This is a genomic window from Corynebacterium sp. MSK019, from assembly GCF_030232425.1.
In the GTDB taxonomy this organism is placed as follows: Bacteria; Actinomycetota; Actinomycetes; order Mycobacteriales; family Mycobacteriaceae; genus Corynebacterium; species Corynebacterium jeikeium_D.
Genome location: NZ_JASPJT010000003.1, coordinates 1 through 14543, shown reverse-complemented (window position 1 = coordinate 14543; position 14543 = coordinate 1). Strand labels below are relative to the sequence as shown.

Annotated in this window: 16 protein-coding genes and 1 tRNA gene; 10 read left to right on the top strand and 7 right to left on the bottom strand. The window is 58.5% G+C overall.

Going from position 1 to position 14543, the window contains the following annotated elements; genetic code table 11:
• Window positions 1–21: 21 nt before the first annotated feature.
• Complete coding sequence (locus QP982_RS02570; protein ID WP_016422235.1) at window positions 22–825, bottom strand: TOMM precursor leader peptide-binding protein; 804 nt, start codon at window positions 823–825, stop codon at window positions 22–24.
• A 200-nt stretch (window positions 826–1025) separates the two neighbouring features.
• Between QP982_RS02570 and QP982_RS02565 the strand changes: the two genes are divergently transcribed.
• The gene (locus QP982_RS02565; RefSeq protein WP_016422236.1) at window positions 1026–1556 is read left to right on the top strand and encodes a YgjP-like metallopeptidase domain-containing protein; all 531 of its coding nucleotides are present in this window, start codon (window positions 1026–1028) and stop codon (window positions 1554–1556) included.
• Window positions 1557–1560: 4 nt separating this feature from the next.
• Here the strand turns inward: QP982_RS02565 and QP982_RS02560 are convergent, their stop codons facing one another.
• Entirely contained in the window at window positions 1561–3063 is a 1503-nt protein-coding gene (locus tag QP982_RS02560) for a zinc-dependent metalloprotease (protein WP_284870175.1), read from the bottom strand.
• A gap of 139 nt (window positions 3064–3202) precedes the next feature.
• Between QP982_RS02560 and QP982_RS02555 the strand changes: the two genes are divergently transcribed.
• The gene (locus tag QP982_RS02555; RefSeq protein ID WP_048733327.1) at window positions 3203–4276 is read left to right on the top strand and encodes a YlbL family protein; all 1074 of its coding nucleotides are present in this window, start codon (window positions 3203–3205) and stop codon (window positions 4274–4276) included.
• A gap of 37 nt (window positions 4277–4313) precedes the next feature.
• Here the strand turns inward: QP982_RS02555 and QP982_RS02550 are convergent, their stop codons facing one another.
• The 3 genes from QP982_RS02550 to QP982_RS02540 all read right to left on the bottom strand — a co-directional run bounded on the left by QP982_RS02550 (window position 4314) and on the right by QP982_RS02540 (window position 6652).
• Entirely contained in the window at window positions 4314–5741 is a 1428-nt protein-coding gene (locus QP982_RS02550) for an alanine/glycine:cation symporter family protein (RefSeq protein WP_284870174.1), read from the bottom strand.
• 69 nt (window positions 5742–5810) lie between these two features.
• Window positions 5811–6236, bottom strand: a complete 426-nt coding sequence (locus QP982_RS02545; RefSeq protein ID WP_070603421.1) for a fluoride efflux transporter FluC — start codon at window positions 6234–6236, stop codon at window positions 5811–5813.
• Window positions 6233–6652 (bottom strand): fluoride efflux transporter FluC, encoded by a 420-nt coding sequence (locus tag QP982_RS02540; RefSeq protein WP_232250855.1) that lies wholly within the window; start codon window positions 6650–6652, stop codon window positions 6233–6235. The genes QP982_RS02545 and QP982_RS02540 overlap by 4 nt, the downstream gene beginning before the upstream one ends.
• Window positions 6653–6935: 283 nt before the next feature.
• Between QP982_RS02540 and pgm the strand changes: the two genes are divergently transcribed.
• The 6 genes from pgm to QP982_RS02510 all read left to right on the top strand — a co-directional run bounded on the left by pgm (window position 6936) and on the right by QP982_RS02510 (window position 11557).
• Window positions 6936–8591, top strand: coding sequence for a phosphoglucomutase (alpha-D-glucose-1,6-bisphosphate-dependent) (gene pgm / locus QP982_RS02535; RefSeq protein WP_284870172.1), 1656 nt, complete (start codon window positions 6936–6938; stop codon window positions 8589–8591).
• 54 nt (window positions 8592–8645) lie between these two features.
• Complete coding sequence (locus QP982_RS02530; RefSeq protein ID WP_016422243.1) at window positions 8646–9086, top strand: MauE/DoxX family redox-associated membrane protein; 441 nt, start codon at window positions 8646–8648, stop codon at window positions 9084–9086.
• A gap of 144 nt (window positions 9087–9230) precedes the next feature.
• Complete coding sequence (locus QP982_RS02525; protein WP_284870171.1) at window positions 9231–9962, top strand: DsbA family protein; 732 nt, start codon at window positions 9231–9233, stop codon at window positions 9960–9962.
• Between the two features lie 175 nt (window positions 9963–10137).
• Window positions 10138–10213, top strand: a tRNA-Ala gene (locus QP982_RS02520).
• A 135-nt stretch (window positions 10214–10348) separates the two neighbouring features.
• Window positions 10349–10783 (top strand): pyridoxamine 5'-phosphate oxidase family protein, encoded by a 435-nt coding sequence (locus QP982_RS02515; RefSeq protein WP_048732964.1) that lies wholly within the window; start codon window positions 10349–10351, stop codon window positions 10781–10783.
• Between the two features lie 246 nt (window positions 10784–11029).
• Window positions 11030–11557 carry a TetR/AcrR family transcriptional regulator gene (locus tag QP982_RS02510; protein ID WP_049172854.1) on the top strand — a complete coding sequence of 176 codons (528 nt, stop codon included), beginning with the start codon at window positions 11030–11032 and terminating at the stop codon, window positions 11555–11557.
• Between the two features lie 51 nt (window positions 11558–11608).
• On the opposite strand, the gene nadE is transcribed toward QP982_RS02510, so the two are convergent.
• On the bottom strand, window positions 11609–12460 hold the full coding sequence (nadE, locus tag QP982_RS02505) for an NAD(+) synthase (protein WP_187404039.1): 852 nt from the start codon (window positions 12458–12460) through the stop codon (window positions 11609–11611).
• 38 nt (window positions 12461–12498) lie between these two features.
• On the opposite strand from nadE, the gene QP982_RS02500 reads away from it, so the two are divergent.
• Both QP982_RS02500 and ykgO read left to right on the top strand, forming a co-directional pair.
• Window positions 12499–13980 carry a sugar porter family MFS transporter gene (locus QP982_RS02500; protein ID WP_141744329.1) on the top strand — a complete coding sequence of 494 codons (1482 nt, stop codon included), beginning with the start codon at window positions 12499–12501 and terminating at the stop codon, window positions 13978–13980.
• A 251-nt stretch (window positions 13981–14231) separates the two neighbouring features.
• Window positions 14232–14354: a type B 50S ribosomal protein L36 gene (gene ykgO, locus QP982_RS02495; protein ID WP_005511141.1), complete on the top strand. Its 123-nt coding sequence runs from the start codon at window positions 14232–14234 to the stop codon at window positions 14352–14354.
• A 7-nt stretch (window positions 14355–14361) separates the two neighbouring features.
• Here ykgO and QP982_RS02490 read toward each other — a convergent pair.
• Window positions 14362–14543, bottom strand: a 182-nt coding sequence (locus QP982_RS02490) for a hypothetical protein (protein WP_284870169.1), incomplete at its 5' end; no start/stop codon positions are given.

Below are 14543 nucleotides of genomic sequence, written 5' to 3'. Positions count from 1 at the left end.
TTCTGCTCAAGGCACTTCGAATTACATGAACTGCATCTGCGAGTTTCCATGACCACACACTGGGCACTGCGGGTGGGGAGCAACAGTAGTGCGAGTGATATCGAGGCTTTCCAGATCTATGCGCACCTCCGTTGCACATAGATCTGAGAGATCCGGCCGCCGCAGCTGCCCAACCAACAGTGGCACCGCTGTGTTCAGCCATTCCGGTGCGGCCACGGGCGTAAAAGTGCGAAGCTGTAGCGCAATCAGTGCCCGGACGGGGTCGCGGTCTCGTCGATAAGCTTCGAAACACATCGAGCAGGGTCCTTGACCTGGTTGAACAAGTGGCCCAAGAATCAGTGCCCCATCGCGGAAATGCGTGTGCAGATGCTCAATTCCACGATGAAACAGAGCGCGAACCAAGGGCATGCTCGGTACTTCCATGCCCGTGACCACCGCGAGCCCGATCTCTTCCGGTGTGGATTGAGATATTTTCAGCGTCGCATTGCGGGTGGGCGACATTGCCGTCGTCCAACTACCACAACCCGTGCGACGAAGCTCCTTTAAAAGTCCGGTGCGCAAGCTGTCCCGACCAATCAGCGTAATCCTCCGCCGTGTCGGTGGTTTTTGGACCAGTGCGGCTCGGTGAAGGTCGGAGATAAGTGCGGTAATGAACTGCGGTGACAGTTTGTCGTGACTGTCAGTAAAGGCCTCGCTTAAGGTGCTACCTCTATGAGCTGCAAGAAGCGCCGAGAAGACAGGCCCCGGCGGGGTGCCGTCGGAAAGCGGCAGAATCATGCTGCGCTCCGGTTCCACGCCGAACTGAATCCGCGCGCCTGGGCGCATGACAATCGGTACCTCCGGCCGCAGCGCGTAGTCCGTGGCAGGCGCGGCAAGTGTTTGTGCCGCGGGTGTGTGCGAACCTATTACGCCAGCCGTACCATCCCGCCCCCGAGACGTATCCCTGTATTCCCCCATAAAAATATCTTTTACCCCGGGGCCAGCTTTTACGCAATCGCAGCGCAGAGCATATACGCTTAAAAAGCATGAGCACCAAGCGACCTGAGTACGGCCCGGATGTTGAGGTTCGGCGCTCGAAGCGCCGCCGCCGTACTGTGTCCGCCCGCGCGGAGGGAAACCGGATCATTGTCATGGTTCCGGACGATCTCAGCGCCGCTGCGGAAAAACAGCAGGTCAATGAAATTGTTGCGCGAGTGCGAAAGAAAGTTGGCAGCAACCTGGATAATTCCGAGCTGGAGCGCCGCGCACGGCTGCTCTCTCGTACGGTGCTGGAAGATCGCCCGCGGTTCGAGTCAATCAAATGGGTCAAGAACATGTCGCGCAGGTGGGCATCCGTCACCGGCGGTGTCGATAGTCCTGGGCGCATTCGCATTTCGCACAGGCTTGCCGACGTCCCGGGGTACGTCCTCGACGACGTCATTGTGCACGAACTGGTGCACACTTTCGTCGACGGTGGTCATACCGAAGAGTTTTGGTATTGGGCGGCAAAAGCCCCGTACCACGAACGGGCACGGGGCTATTTAGAGGCGTATCAGCGCTGGGGAACCCAGAGCTAACTCGCTACTTATCGTCGTCGGCGTCGCCAGAATTGTCCTCGTCGGCGTCACTGTCGTTGCCGTCAGCCGCGCGCTTTTCGGCTTCTTTGCGCAGCTGCTCTTCAAGCTCTGCGATCGGGTCGAAGTCATCGTTTTCCGAGCCGCCAAGAACCGAGTCAATAAAGGCCGCGGGTTCATCCAAATCCTCTGCCACGGGCAGGAAGTCCGGGTGATCCCAGACCTTGTCGCGTCGCTCGATGCCCACAGCGGTGGTCAGACGGTGCCACAAGTTGGTTGCCTCACGCACCTTGGGGGATCCGAGGTCAATGCCGGTGGCTTTCTCCAGTGCCTGTTCAGCACCTTCGGTGGCGCGGCGACGACGCCAGGCTTCATCCAGCTGTGCGGCACCCGATAGACGCTCACCGAGGGCATCGGTGACAACCATGTCCACCCATCCTTCGACCAGTGCTAGCAGCGTCTGGAAACGAGTACGAGCATTCTCGTTACGAGAACGAATCTTCGGGCTCAGATCCATATTCTGCAGCTCGCTCATAGCCTCCTGCATACGCTGCGGATCCTGCATGTTCTCAATATCCAGACCGCGGGCGGCCTCTTCAATCGCCGAGTAATCGATGACGATGCCGGCAGCGTATTCCTCGACAGAGGAAATCATGCGTTCAGCCAGCCATGGCACGCGGTCGAAGAGACGTTGGTGGGCAGCTTCGCGGGCAGTGGCGTAGATAAACAGATCGCGCGCTGGAACCTCGAGTTCCTCCGCGAGAGCGACGAGATGCGTTGGCAGCAGCACCGCCGCACCAGTGGTGTGTAGCGGCAGCCCGAGGTCAGAACCAGTCAGGCTCGTCTGTGCCAACTCCGCCAGCGCATTTCCTAGCTGAGTACCGAAACTCATCGAGTTCATCTGGCGCATGATGCCCAGCATCGGCCCCATCATCTCGCGAGCTTCCTCTGGAACACCCTCGAGGGAGGCATCACTCATGCGGCTGGCGACGGGATCGACAAGGCGAGTCCATGTCGACTTGGTGTTCTCCAACCACTGCAGGCTATTCCACGCTTCTACGCGGTTGACACCAGCCGGCAGGGAGGTGACGTCATCTAGCCACAGTTCGGCCAGGCGCAAGGAATCAGCCAGCGCCTCGCGGGCCGAGTCCTTCACCGGAGCCGGGTTACCAAGACGGGTCCGCGCAACGCGCTCGGCCGCGTCGTAGTTGACAGGGCCAGAGTTAGACTCCTGGAATCGCTGCCCCATGCCGGAGAACATCTCGCCGAACTGGTTGAGAATATCGCCCAAGTTCGGCTGGTCCCCCTTGCCGGAGGCGCCGCTGCCGGGCTGCCCGGGGCCGCCGAAACCGAAGCCACCGGCGCCGCCCATGCCACCGAAGGGAAACCCGAAGAAACCGAAAGGACCGCCCTGGCCGCCCTGACCGCCCTGACCGGAGTCATTGTTGCCAGCGTCGTCGCGATCGTCATCATTGTCGTTCGGACCAAAGCCAAATCCGTTAGAACTCATGCTCCCACCGTACCGGGCAATGACCCGCGTGAGTACTTAAAAGCACCACTTTATTGGCAACTTCGCGCCCAGCGAACAGACACGGACAAGATTCATCAGGTGTCCAGTAGGCAGATAGCGAGAATGTAGGGTGTTATTTGTGAATCGTCGTACCCAAACTCTTGTTGCGGGCGCTGTGCCCATCGCCGCGTTGGCAACTGTGCTCTCGCTGCCAACGCTGACAGTGCCCTATGCCGCGCAGGGGCCTGGCCCGGTCTTCGATGTCCTCAGCGATGTCGAGGGCAAGAGCATTATCTCGGTCAGTGGCAGTGCTGCGGACTCCGAACTCTCTAAGGGCACGCTGGATATGACAACCGTCGCAGTCAGACATAACCTGACATTGCCGCAGGTCATTGGCCTGTGGTTCGATCGTGACAACGATATCGTCCCCATTGAGGCGGTCTTCCCTCCGGGCCAGAGTCAGGACGAGGTGGAAGAGGAGAACAAGGCTGCATTCACCGAGTCAGAGGCCAACGCCACCTCCGCTGCGCTGGCACATCTCGGGTTGCCGATGGAAGTCACCGTCGCCTACACAGTGCCGGATAGTCCCGTCGATGGGCGACTGCATGAAGACGATGTGATTCTCGCCGTGGATGGGGTGGCCGTAAGCAAGCCTGAGCAAGTCAAGGCGATTATTGCCGGACGCAACCCGGGCGATACTGTCACGTTGAGGGTCAAGTCTGCGACCGTCGACAAGCAGAAGACTGCTAAGGGCGAGGACTCTGACCCCGAGAAAGCCGTCGATATTTCTGTGACACTGGCGGAAAATCCGCATCAGAAGAATGCCGCGCTGCTCGGCGTTGGGATGGGGGCGCAATCCGCGGACGACACCAAGGTTGAGTACCAGCTCAGCGGCATTGGAGGTCCGTCTGCGGGTCTCATGATGACGCTCGGAGTGATTGACAAGCTGAGTCCAGGCGATCTGACCGAGGGGCAGCACCTCGCTGGCACTGGCACTATTGACGCTGCCGGCAACGTGGGCGAAATCGGTGGCATTACACACAAAATCTCGGCTGCCCGAGATGAGGGCGCCGAGATGTTCTTCGTGCCGGAAGGCAATTGCGCAGAAGCTGTGACTGCCGACCGAGGCGATATGAAGTTGGTAAAGGTCTCTGTGCTTGACGACGCGCTTGCGGCAATCGAAAAGCCGGAGACCGCGCAGACCTGCTCGTAGTTTTGCCGTAGCCCTTACGGGCAGCAGGTAGTTTCAGTTAGTTCTTGCTGAAAGCCTCGAAGTCTTGCTGAGACTGCCACTTGTCGATTTCCGCAGCCGTTGCGCGAAGTTGAGGGTCAAATTCGAGGTATGCCTTTGTCTCACGCGCGATGAGCCCGGACAGGACAATCAGACCGATGAGGTTCGGCAGCGCCATCAGGCCGTTGAGGGCCGAGGCGACGGACCAGACGGTTTCCAGCTGAGTTACCGCGCCGACGAAGACCACGCAGGTGAAGACTGCACGGTAGAGGCCGGTGCCGCGGCGACCGACCAGGGACTCGAAGGCGCGCTCACCGTAGTAGGACCAGCCCAGCATGGTGGAGAATGCGAAGAAGACAACCGACAGCGTGACGATGGTGCCACCCCAGTGGCCCGGCAGACCGCGGGAGAATGCCTCAGCAGTCAGAGCGCCAGTGTCGACGTTGCCATCCTGCCAAACACCGGTGCTGATGATAACCAGGCCGGTGAAGGACACGACGATGATGGTGTCAATGAAGGTCTGAGTCATGGAGACCAGACCCTGACGAACCGGGTGAGTGGTCGATGCGGCGGCAGCGGCGATAGCACCGGAACCCAGGCCCGACTCGTTGGAGAACAGGCCGCGGGCAACACCCATCTGCAGGGCGAGAATGAGCGTGGAGCCTGCGAACCCACCAACGGCCGCGGTGCCGGTGAAAGCATCGGTGAAGATGAGCTTGAAGGTCTCGGGCAGCGCCGAGACATTGGCGACGAGCACCCACACGGCCGCACCGATGTAGAGCACAATCATCATCGGCACAAAGCCGGCGGTGATGCGGCCAATCGACTTAATGCCACCCATCAGCGCCGCACCTACCAGGATGAACATGATCATGCCGGAGAGCGTCGGATCGATGTCGAAGCTGTTTTCCAGGTTCGAGGCCACGGCATTGCCCTGGGTCAGGTTGCCGATACCAAACGCTGCCAGCGCAGCAAAGACGGCGAAGAGAATACCGAGCGTCTTACCAAAACCATTCGGGATGGCCTTGCGCAGGTAGTACTGCGGACCACCGGACTGTTCGCCAGCTGCATCGGTCTGGCGGTACTTCACGCCCAGGAATGCCTCGGAGTACTTCGATGCCATACCTAGCAGGCCGGTTACCCACATCCAGAACAGCGCACCGGGTCCACCTAAACCAATTGCGGTAGCGACACCGACAATGTTGCCGACACCGACAGTTGCCGCGAGAGCCGTCGCCAGCGCCTGGTAGTTGGTGATATCTCCCTCGGCGTCGTCGTCGTTACGGTCGATGAGTCCGAGGCGCAGTGCCGGGCCGAGTTTGACCAGGTGAATTGCGCCCAGGCGAATGGTCAAGATGATTCCGGTGCCGATCAGCGCGGGGATGAGGAGGTATGGACTCCAAATAAAACTATCCGCCGCTGAGGCAAAATCGCTGAAGCTTTCCATGCTGTGGAACTTTACTGGTAGAAAGCCTAAACCCGATTATTAGATTCTCAGAAAATGATTATTGTGCTACTAATTCGCCACAAGTGGGGGTAAACGTATTCCGGCGAAAGCAAAAATCATTCCGCCAATCAGTGTGAGAGCAACGTACCCACATGCCCTCCAAAAGTGTTGGTTTTTAAGGCGTGTGATCTCTCCGGCGAGTGTGGACCACGTCGACAGGCCGCCGGCGAAGCCAATCATTACCGTCGCATAGGCCAGGGCAGGTGTCATGCCATTGCTTATCGACGTTCCCCGCGACCACACCACAGCAGCGACACCGGCGACGAAGCAGGCAATCATATTCGCGGTCCACGTTCCGGGCAGTTTGGAATCAGCCCACTTCACCGCAAGCTCGGCCAGCGCATAGCGCAGCGCACCACCTACTGCCGCGCCAACTGCGATAGCGAGGATGGCAGAGAGCTCGGAGGAAAAAGAACTGAGGAGATCGCCGGTCATTCCGCGACCTCCCGTGCGCACTTGGTCCCCAGCCAGTAGGCGAGGGGACAGCACAGTAGGTGAATAAGCCCAACGCTCACAATCAGCACGACTGACGTGTCCGCCTGTGCCAATAGGAGAATGACAAAGGCGGAGAAAGTGGTGAAGCCGCCACAAAAGCCAGTACCGCAGAAAGCGGCGAGCCGGGGATTATCAAACGCGATACTGCTGACCAGACCGAAGAGAAGGCAGCCCAGTAAGTTGATGACAGTCGTCGAGATTGCGCTAATTCCCGAGCCAACGATTGCATCGATCGCCGCTCCGAGCAGAAAGCGACATACTGCGCCAACAGCGGCACCGCCGGCCACGGCCAGAGCCATGAGAACCTGCGCTCGTCCTGCTGATGGCAGTTTCGCAGCGACAGATTCCTCATTCACGGTGAAAATGCTAGCACAGTGGTTAAAAGGGGAGGTAGGCGCCGACAATTCGGAATCTTTCACGAAAAGGTGTTGCCGTCGGCACGCGACAATCTACCTACTGCACCCTATTGCAGGGGCGAGTTTGCCTTACCGAGTGGTTCTTGCCATGCGCGCTGTCCCTAAAACGGGGACACTGGAGAGGAGGAAGCGCATCTAAGTTCGGTTTCCCCATTCCGGCCGGCTGGTCGGCGGTGAAATCGGTGGTTGCGCAGTTCGCCGATTCAGCAGGAGGATACCCACAATGGCTCATGAGCGCGCCGGGCAATTGGCCCAGCCATCCGACCTTATCGATGTCGCGGAACTGGTCACTGCTTACTACACAAAGCACCCGGACCCGAATAACCCCGACCAGAAGGTTGTCTTCGGTACTTCCGGTCACCGCGGTTCCTCCCTCGACGGCGCTTTCAACGAAGACCACATTCACGCCACTACTCAGGCCATCGTGGATTACCGCAAGGGCCAGGGCATTGAAGGCCCACTGTACGTTGGCCGCGATACCCACGGCCTGTCCGAGCCGGCAATGATTTCCGCTCTCGAGGTGCTCACGGCCAACGGCATTACCGTGATGGTTGACGCTCAGGATCGCTACACGCCGACCCCGGCTGTCAGCCACGCGATTCTGACGTATAACCGCGACGTGGAGGGCGGTCCGTCGGGTAGTAGCTCCGCGCGTGCCGACGGCATCGTGATTACCCCTTCCCACAATCCGCCACGGGATGGTGGTTTTAAGTACAACCCGCCGACCGGTGGTCCGGCGGATGCAGATGCGACGGACTGGATTGCAGCTCGTGCCAATGAATACCTGGCTAAGGGCCTGGATGGGGTTAAGCGCCAGCTGGTGGATAAGGCAGGAGACCTCGTCGTAAAGCACGACTACCTCAATGCGTACGTGTCGGACCTGCCAAATGTTGTCAACCTTGACGCCATCCGTGATGCCGGCGTGCGTATCGGCGCCGACCCAATGGGTGGTGCGTCGGTGGATTACTGGGGCGCAATTGGCGATGCGCATAACCTAAACCTGACTGTGGTCAATCCGCTGGTTGATGCGACCTGGCGTTTTATGACGCTGGATACAGACGGCAAGATTCGTATGGACTGTTCCTCGCCGAATGCGATGGCGTCCCTGATTGGTAACCGCGATAAGTTCGACATCTCCACCGGCAATGACGCGGACTCGGACCGCCACGGAATTGTGACACCGGACGCGGGTCTGATGAACCCGAACCACTACCTGGCCGTTGCCATTGACTACCTCTTCGCACACCGTCCGGGCTGGTCGCAGGAGACCGCGGTCGGTAAGACGTTGGTGTCTTCGTCGATGATCGACCGCGTCGTTGCCAATTTGGGTCGCAAGCTCGTGGAAGTTCCAGTCGGCTTCAAGTGGTTCGTCCCGGGTCTGCTCGGCGGCACCATCGGTTTCGGTGGTGAAGAATCCGCTGGTGCATCGTTCCTGCGTCACGACGGCACTGTGTGGTCTACCGATAAGGACGGCATCATCCTGGACCTCCTGGCCAGCGAGATTAGGGCTGTGACCGAGAAGACTCCATCGCAGCTCTACGCAGAACTCGCCGATAAGTACGGTGCCCCGGCTTACGCTCGCACCGATGCGGACGCAACCCGTGAGCAGAAGGCAATCCTGAAGAAGCTCTCGCCAGAGCAGGTCAAGGCCGACACCCTGGCAGGGGAGACCATCACAGCCAAACTGACCGAAGCGCCGGGCAACGGCGCTGCGATTGGTGGCCTCAAGGTGGTTACGGAAAACGCATGGTTCGCGGCGCGTCCGTCGGGCACTGAAGATAAGTACAAGATCTACGCGGAGTCTTTCAAGGGCGCGGATCACCTGGCACAGGTTCAGGCTGAGGCACAGGACGTGGTCTCGGCGGTTCTGAACGGGTAAACGGTATCCGTTGGGCTAGCTGTAAACAGTTAGCCTGTACTAATATTTCTATGCATGAAGAATTTCGTAGGCGTGGTGGCACGATTCGGCCTGGCTGCAGTTTGGTTGTACTCGGGTCTAATCAAACTGCTGAACCCGCTGGAATCGCGTCAGGCAGTGCAAGCTTATGAGCTGCTGCCGAGTGATTTGGTGCCGATGGTAGCGGTTGCGCTGCCCGCTTTCGAAGTTATCCTCGGACTCCTGCTGGTATTGGGGCTTTTCCTGCGCCCGGTAGCGGTGTTGTCTGGCGCGCTCTTGCTGGTGTTTATCGGCGGCATTATCTCGGCGTGGGCGCGCGGCCTGCAGATTGACTGCGGGTGCTTTGGTGGCGGTGGCTACGACGAGAACGCTGGCCCCGCTACGTATCTGACGGAAATCGCCCGAGATATAGGTTTTCTGGCCTTGGCTGTATTTGTGTACGTGTGGCCGTGGAAGAAGTTTGCCATTTACGCCTAGCCCGCTGGCTAGAGGGGAAGCCTAGGGGATAGGCCAGGGGAATGGGGCAAGGTGATGGGGCCTAGCGATGCGGCCTAACAACCATTTCCGTTTTCTCAGGCGCAATTGTGTCATTGGCAAGAAAACACCGCTATCGTAAGCGGTGTGAGTCAGAAGATTAAGAATCCAAATGAAAAGGGCAGTGGCTTCGTCGTCGGCCTGATTGCTCTTCTTGCTGTCGTTGCAGTTGTTATTGGTGGCGTTATCTACATCGGCCGGTCGCAGCCGATTGAGGGACTGCCAGATGAGGACGTCGACTTCTCCGTCGCACTCGACGGCGATGTCATCCGACTGAGCAAGGACGGCGCCGAAGGGGCTAAAACAGCCACGATTTTTGAGGACTTCTCGTGCCACTACTGTGCTCAGATGAGCGAAGAGGGCCACGATGATGAGCTCAAGGCGCTAAACGACGGCAAGCTTGTCGCTGAATACCGCACGCTGAACTTCCTGGATGGTCAGGAGAAGGAGCAGCGTGACGGTCACTCCACTCGCGTCTTCGCGGTTGCCCGCAAGATTGCTGAGACCGGTGATGCTCGCGCATATTGGAACTTCCGCACAATGATGATGGCTGACCAGCAGAACTCTGTCACGTGGAGCGATGATGAGTTGGCTGACCGTCTGGAGCAGCTCGGTGTTGCTGACGAAATTGTCAGCGAAGTCCGTTCCGGCATCGACACCACCGAGGCTAAGGCAAGCGCAAATGCCAACTTCGATGACCTTGAGAAGCGCTTGGGCAAGGTTTCCTCGCCGCACGTCTTTGTCGACGGCAAGGATATTCTGGAGACCATTTCCGGTGATGGCGGACTGGGGCAGTGGGTCAAGGTAGCCCTGCGCTAGGATCCGTGCACGCTCACACGATTCATCCTCGGTTCATGTTCGGCAGATCCACTCTGGGGCACTCGGCGAATTCGTAAAAGAGTGTTCTACATGCGGATTTGGTGATACATGACAGTGCCATGTAGCCTATGAGGAGTCCACAGCGGAGGGGGAAAGCCACTTCGATGTTGATTCTGGGGCTATGGCGCAGCTGGTAGCGCACCACACTGGCAGTGTGGGGGTCACGGGTTCGAGTCCCGTTAGCTCCACCAGTATGAAATCCCTCGGTCGAAATGACCGGGGGTTTTCTTGTATCTACCCCTGGGTAGTGTGCTCGCCGTTTACCTCAATGATTGGTAATCCGTATGGCTGTAGCAACTTTGTCTGAACGGTGGAATACTGGGGGTATGGCAAACAACGACTCCGTTATTCAGAAACTGTCCACCGAAGAATCCCTTGAGCTGCTGGCTACGCAGACTTTTGGGCGACTGGTTGTTCGTCGTAAAGACGATATGGACCTTTTCCCGCTGAACTACGTCGTTCATGAGGGAAGCATTTACTTCCGCACTGCCGAGGGGTCGAAGCTCTTTACTGTTTCTCTGAACCACGATGTTCTTTTTGAGGCCGACTTTGTTGACAAGGATGCTCAGAAGGCCTGGTCGGTCATCGTAAAGGGTGACGCAGAGGTTCTCACCTCCCGCGCGGATATTAACGCTGCAGATGAGCTGCCGCTGAAGCCCTGGCTGCCGACGTTAAAGTACAACTACGTGCGCATTACCCCGAACGATGTTTCGGGTCGCCATTTCCACCTCGGGGAGGAGCCGAATCGCTACGAAGTGTAGCGGTGGCATACGGCACTTTTGCTTTACGACGGTGGGGCTCCGTCGTGAAGCAAAGCTTGTAGCGTGCAAAGGCAGCTTTTAGTGACTGAGCACCGCCGTTAGCTGTTTTTTAAAAATTGTTGGGTTAAATTACCCAAAAGCGCCCTAAGTGAGATTCAACCCGTTACAGTCGCAAATGTGACGTGCACCATAGAATCGACCGATGGGGTGCCAGCGCAGCCCGATGTGCGCAGGCAGTCTCCACGTATGCAGAAGATCGTAGATGAAGCGCGCGCGATGCTGCGCGAATCGGGCTGGAGTGCTATCAGCATGCGCCGCCTAGCGGCGCGGCTCGATGTGAAGGCGCCATCGCTGTACAAGCACATCAGCGGTAAAGAAGAGCTCCTTCAGCTGTTGCTGACCGAGAGCCTCGAGAATCTGGGCAAGCGTATTCATGCTGCCATTGATGAGGAATGCACTTCGGCGTCTCTGCTGCAGGCGTACCGCCAGGCAGTTCTCGACGATCCGCATGGTTACCGGCTGATGAGTCGCACTAATTTCGTGAATGTCGTCTCGCCTTCGTCGTTGGATGCCTGGATTCGCGATGCATTCATTAAGGTTGCCGGCGATGAGCCTAAGGGATTGGCCATGTGGGCGTTCGCCCACGGTTTGGTGACCGCCGAGCTCGTCCAGGATGGTTCACCTGCGCTGGAACCCAGCGCCGAAGCCGGTGCGGCAGACAGCTTGGCCGCAGTTGGGGCTATTTGGGACGCTGGCGCGGAGGCCTTCTCTTAAGGGGTTTGCTGCTCTGTCCGGGACGCTAGATCGGTGGCCCGGGGCAGTAGCCTAGCGCCACCAGGAATCGGCCGGTCCGGGCGGGACGGCTCGCTTGTGCCGGGAAATGGAGTAGAGGTGCTCGATTCGCGCGGCATCCTCATCTGAGACAGCCTTGCCTTCGAGGTAGTCGTCGATGGCGGTATAGGTCACCCCGAGCGCAACTTCGTCGGGAAGCGCAGGGCGGTCTTCTTCCAGGTCGGCCGTCGGCACCTTCTCCCACGTACTGGCTGGTGCGCCGAGGTGACGGAGTAAGGCCGCGCCCTGGCGCTTGCTCAGCCCCTGCAGCGGGACGAGGTCGCAGGCGCCGTCGCCGTGCTTGGTGTAGAAGCCGGTGACCGCCTCCGCGGCGTGATCTGTGCCGATGACCAAAGCGCCGTCAACACCCGCCACTGCGTACTGGGCAATCATTCGCATGCGGGCCTTAATATTTCCCTTGTTGAAATCGCTGATAGCGCTGCCGGCCAGGGCATCGGTGACCTGGGTGGTTATCGCGGCGGTGGCCGGTGCGATATCGATAGTTAGCCTTTGGTCAGGCTGAATGAATTGCAGTGCCACCTGTGCGTCGTCCTCATCGGCCTGGACGCCGTGGGGGAGGCGAATGGCAATGAAAGTGGCATCCTCACCGCCGTCGCGAAGCTTTTCGACGGCCAACTGCGCTAGACGCCCGGCCAGCGTGGAATCTTGACCGCCGGAAATTCCGAGCACGAATCCCTTGGCGTGCGCGGCGCGGAAATAATCGCAGAGAAAATCGACTCGGCGGCTGATTTCCTCGGCGGCATTGATGGTGGGCTGGACGTGGAGGTCGTTAATAATCTCCGACTGGAGGGGGTGTGGGAAATCCTGTGTGCCTACTGGTGTCATGAGCCTCACTCTACCGCTAGTTCAGGACGGGAAAAGGGATGATTTTCCTGCCAGAAGAGTGCCAAAACTCTCATCTTTATCGAGTAAGTGCTGTTCGGATAGGGGGTCTTTGGCCGGACGGTGGCAAGATTTCCAGCGTGAGTACAACCGAACAGAATAAGACTGGACCGAACCGGGAAACCACCACAACTCGGTCGATAGCCGTGGCTATCATCGCCGCTCTGGGCGGCCTCCTCTTTGGTTACGACACCGGTGTCATCTCGGGCGCGCTGCTGTATATCCAGCGCTCTTTTGAGCTGACTCCAGGACAGGAGTCCACTGTCACCGCCATGCTCTTGGTCGGTGCGGCTATCGGTGCGTTCCTGGGCGGTCGCGTAGCGGACTCCCTGGGGCGCCGTGGCACCATCCTGCTCGGAGCGGTCGGCTTCATCATCGGCAGTATCTGGTGTGCTTTCGCTACTAGTGCGTTTTCGCTGGGTGCTGCGCGTACTTTGCTCGGCGTCTGTATCGGTGGTGTTTCCATCGTCGTACCGATGTACATCTCCGAAATGGCACCACCGCATGTGCGTGGACGCCTGGTCAGCCTGAACTCGCTGATGATCGTGATTGGTCAGCTGGTGGCGTTCCTCACCAACTCCGCCCTAGCCTCCTCCGGTAACTGGCGACTCATGCTTGGACTCGGCGCTGTCCCCGGCATCGTGCTGCTCATCGGCATGCTGGTTCTGCCGGACACTCCGGCCTACCTCGTCCGTCGAGGACAGGAGGGCAAGGCGCTGGCCGTGCTGCGTCAGATGCAGGGAGATGAGGCGACCCTGGCTGAGGTTGCCGTTGATGAGGCGTCGTCAAGCGCCGATCAGCGTGCAGCCGAGCGCCTTGCCGTGAAAACCCCGTGGGTGCGACGCACCGTCATTATTGCGATGCTCATTGGTGTGACGCAACAGGTCACGGGCGCGAACGCGATTATGTATTTCGCGCCGACGATGATGAACAAGGTTGGCTTGTCGACGGAAAGCTCTGTCTATACCTCCATCATCATCGGTATCGCCTCGGTGATTTCGTGTGCAATTGGTATGAGCATCATTGACCGCGTTGGTCGTCGGCGAATGCTGATTATCGGTTTGGTGGGCTGTGCAAGCTCGCTGCTCGTGCTGGCGCCCGTCTATGGTTTGTCGAGTAACTCTTCGACGGGTGCCATGATGTCGCTTCTGCTGATGACCGTATTTATCGTGTTTCAGCAGGCGGCTGTGTCGGTGGCGACCTGGCTCCTGATTTCCGAGATCATCCCGACAGAGGCTCGTGGCCTGGGTATGGGGCTGGCAGGGCTCGCGCTATGGGTTGCGAATTGGTTTGTGGCGCAGGCTTTTCTTCCGATGGTGGATGCTGTCGGTGGTGCGTGGTCGTTCTTCTTCTTTGCCATTACGGGCGCAATTGCGCTGGTATTCACCATCAAGGCGGTGCCGGAGACCTCAGGTAAGACGCTTGCCGAGGTCCGCGAGTACATGATTGCCGCTGCCAAGTAGAGAAGTGGAAGCAGTTGCAACGTGGGGAGTCGCGATCTTGGGGTTGCCCGTCAAAGAACATGTTTCCCCCGGATTTTTGGAGTTATTCCGCTTATTAGGTAGTATGGCAACTCGTGTCGTAACGCATCCTCTTTGATATTTCTTCGGATTATCAGGAAGGGTGCGTTGCCAGGCAGTCACTGGGGTGATTGTCCGGGGAGAGTGCAGTGTGCACATTCCCGTTTCGGAGCCGAGTAGAAAGGAGCGCCCGAATGAAGGTCCGCAAGTCCCTTCGGTCGCTGAAGAACAAGCCGGGCGCTCAGGTCGTGCGCCGTCGTGGCAAGGTCTACGTGATCAACAAGAAGGAGCCGCGCTTCAAGGCCCGTCAGGGCTAAGCCTTATTTAGGCTAGCGCGAAGCAAATAGCTTCCTCATTTATTGCCAAAACCGCAATCTGAAGTCGCAGTTTTACTGTGGCCAAAGGTTGCGGTTTTTGGTTTTTGGAGGAGGTAGGTTCAGGCGGTGAATGCATCACCACTTTCGACCAGGAGAAGTAGTGAAGCAAACCCGCCGAACGAAATACAG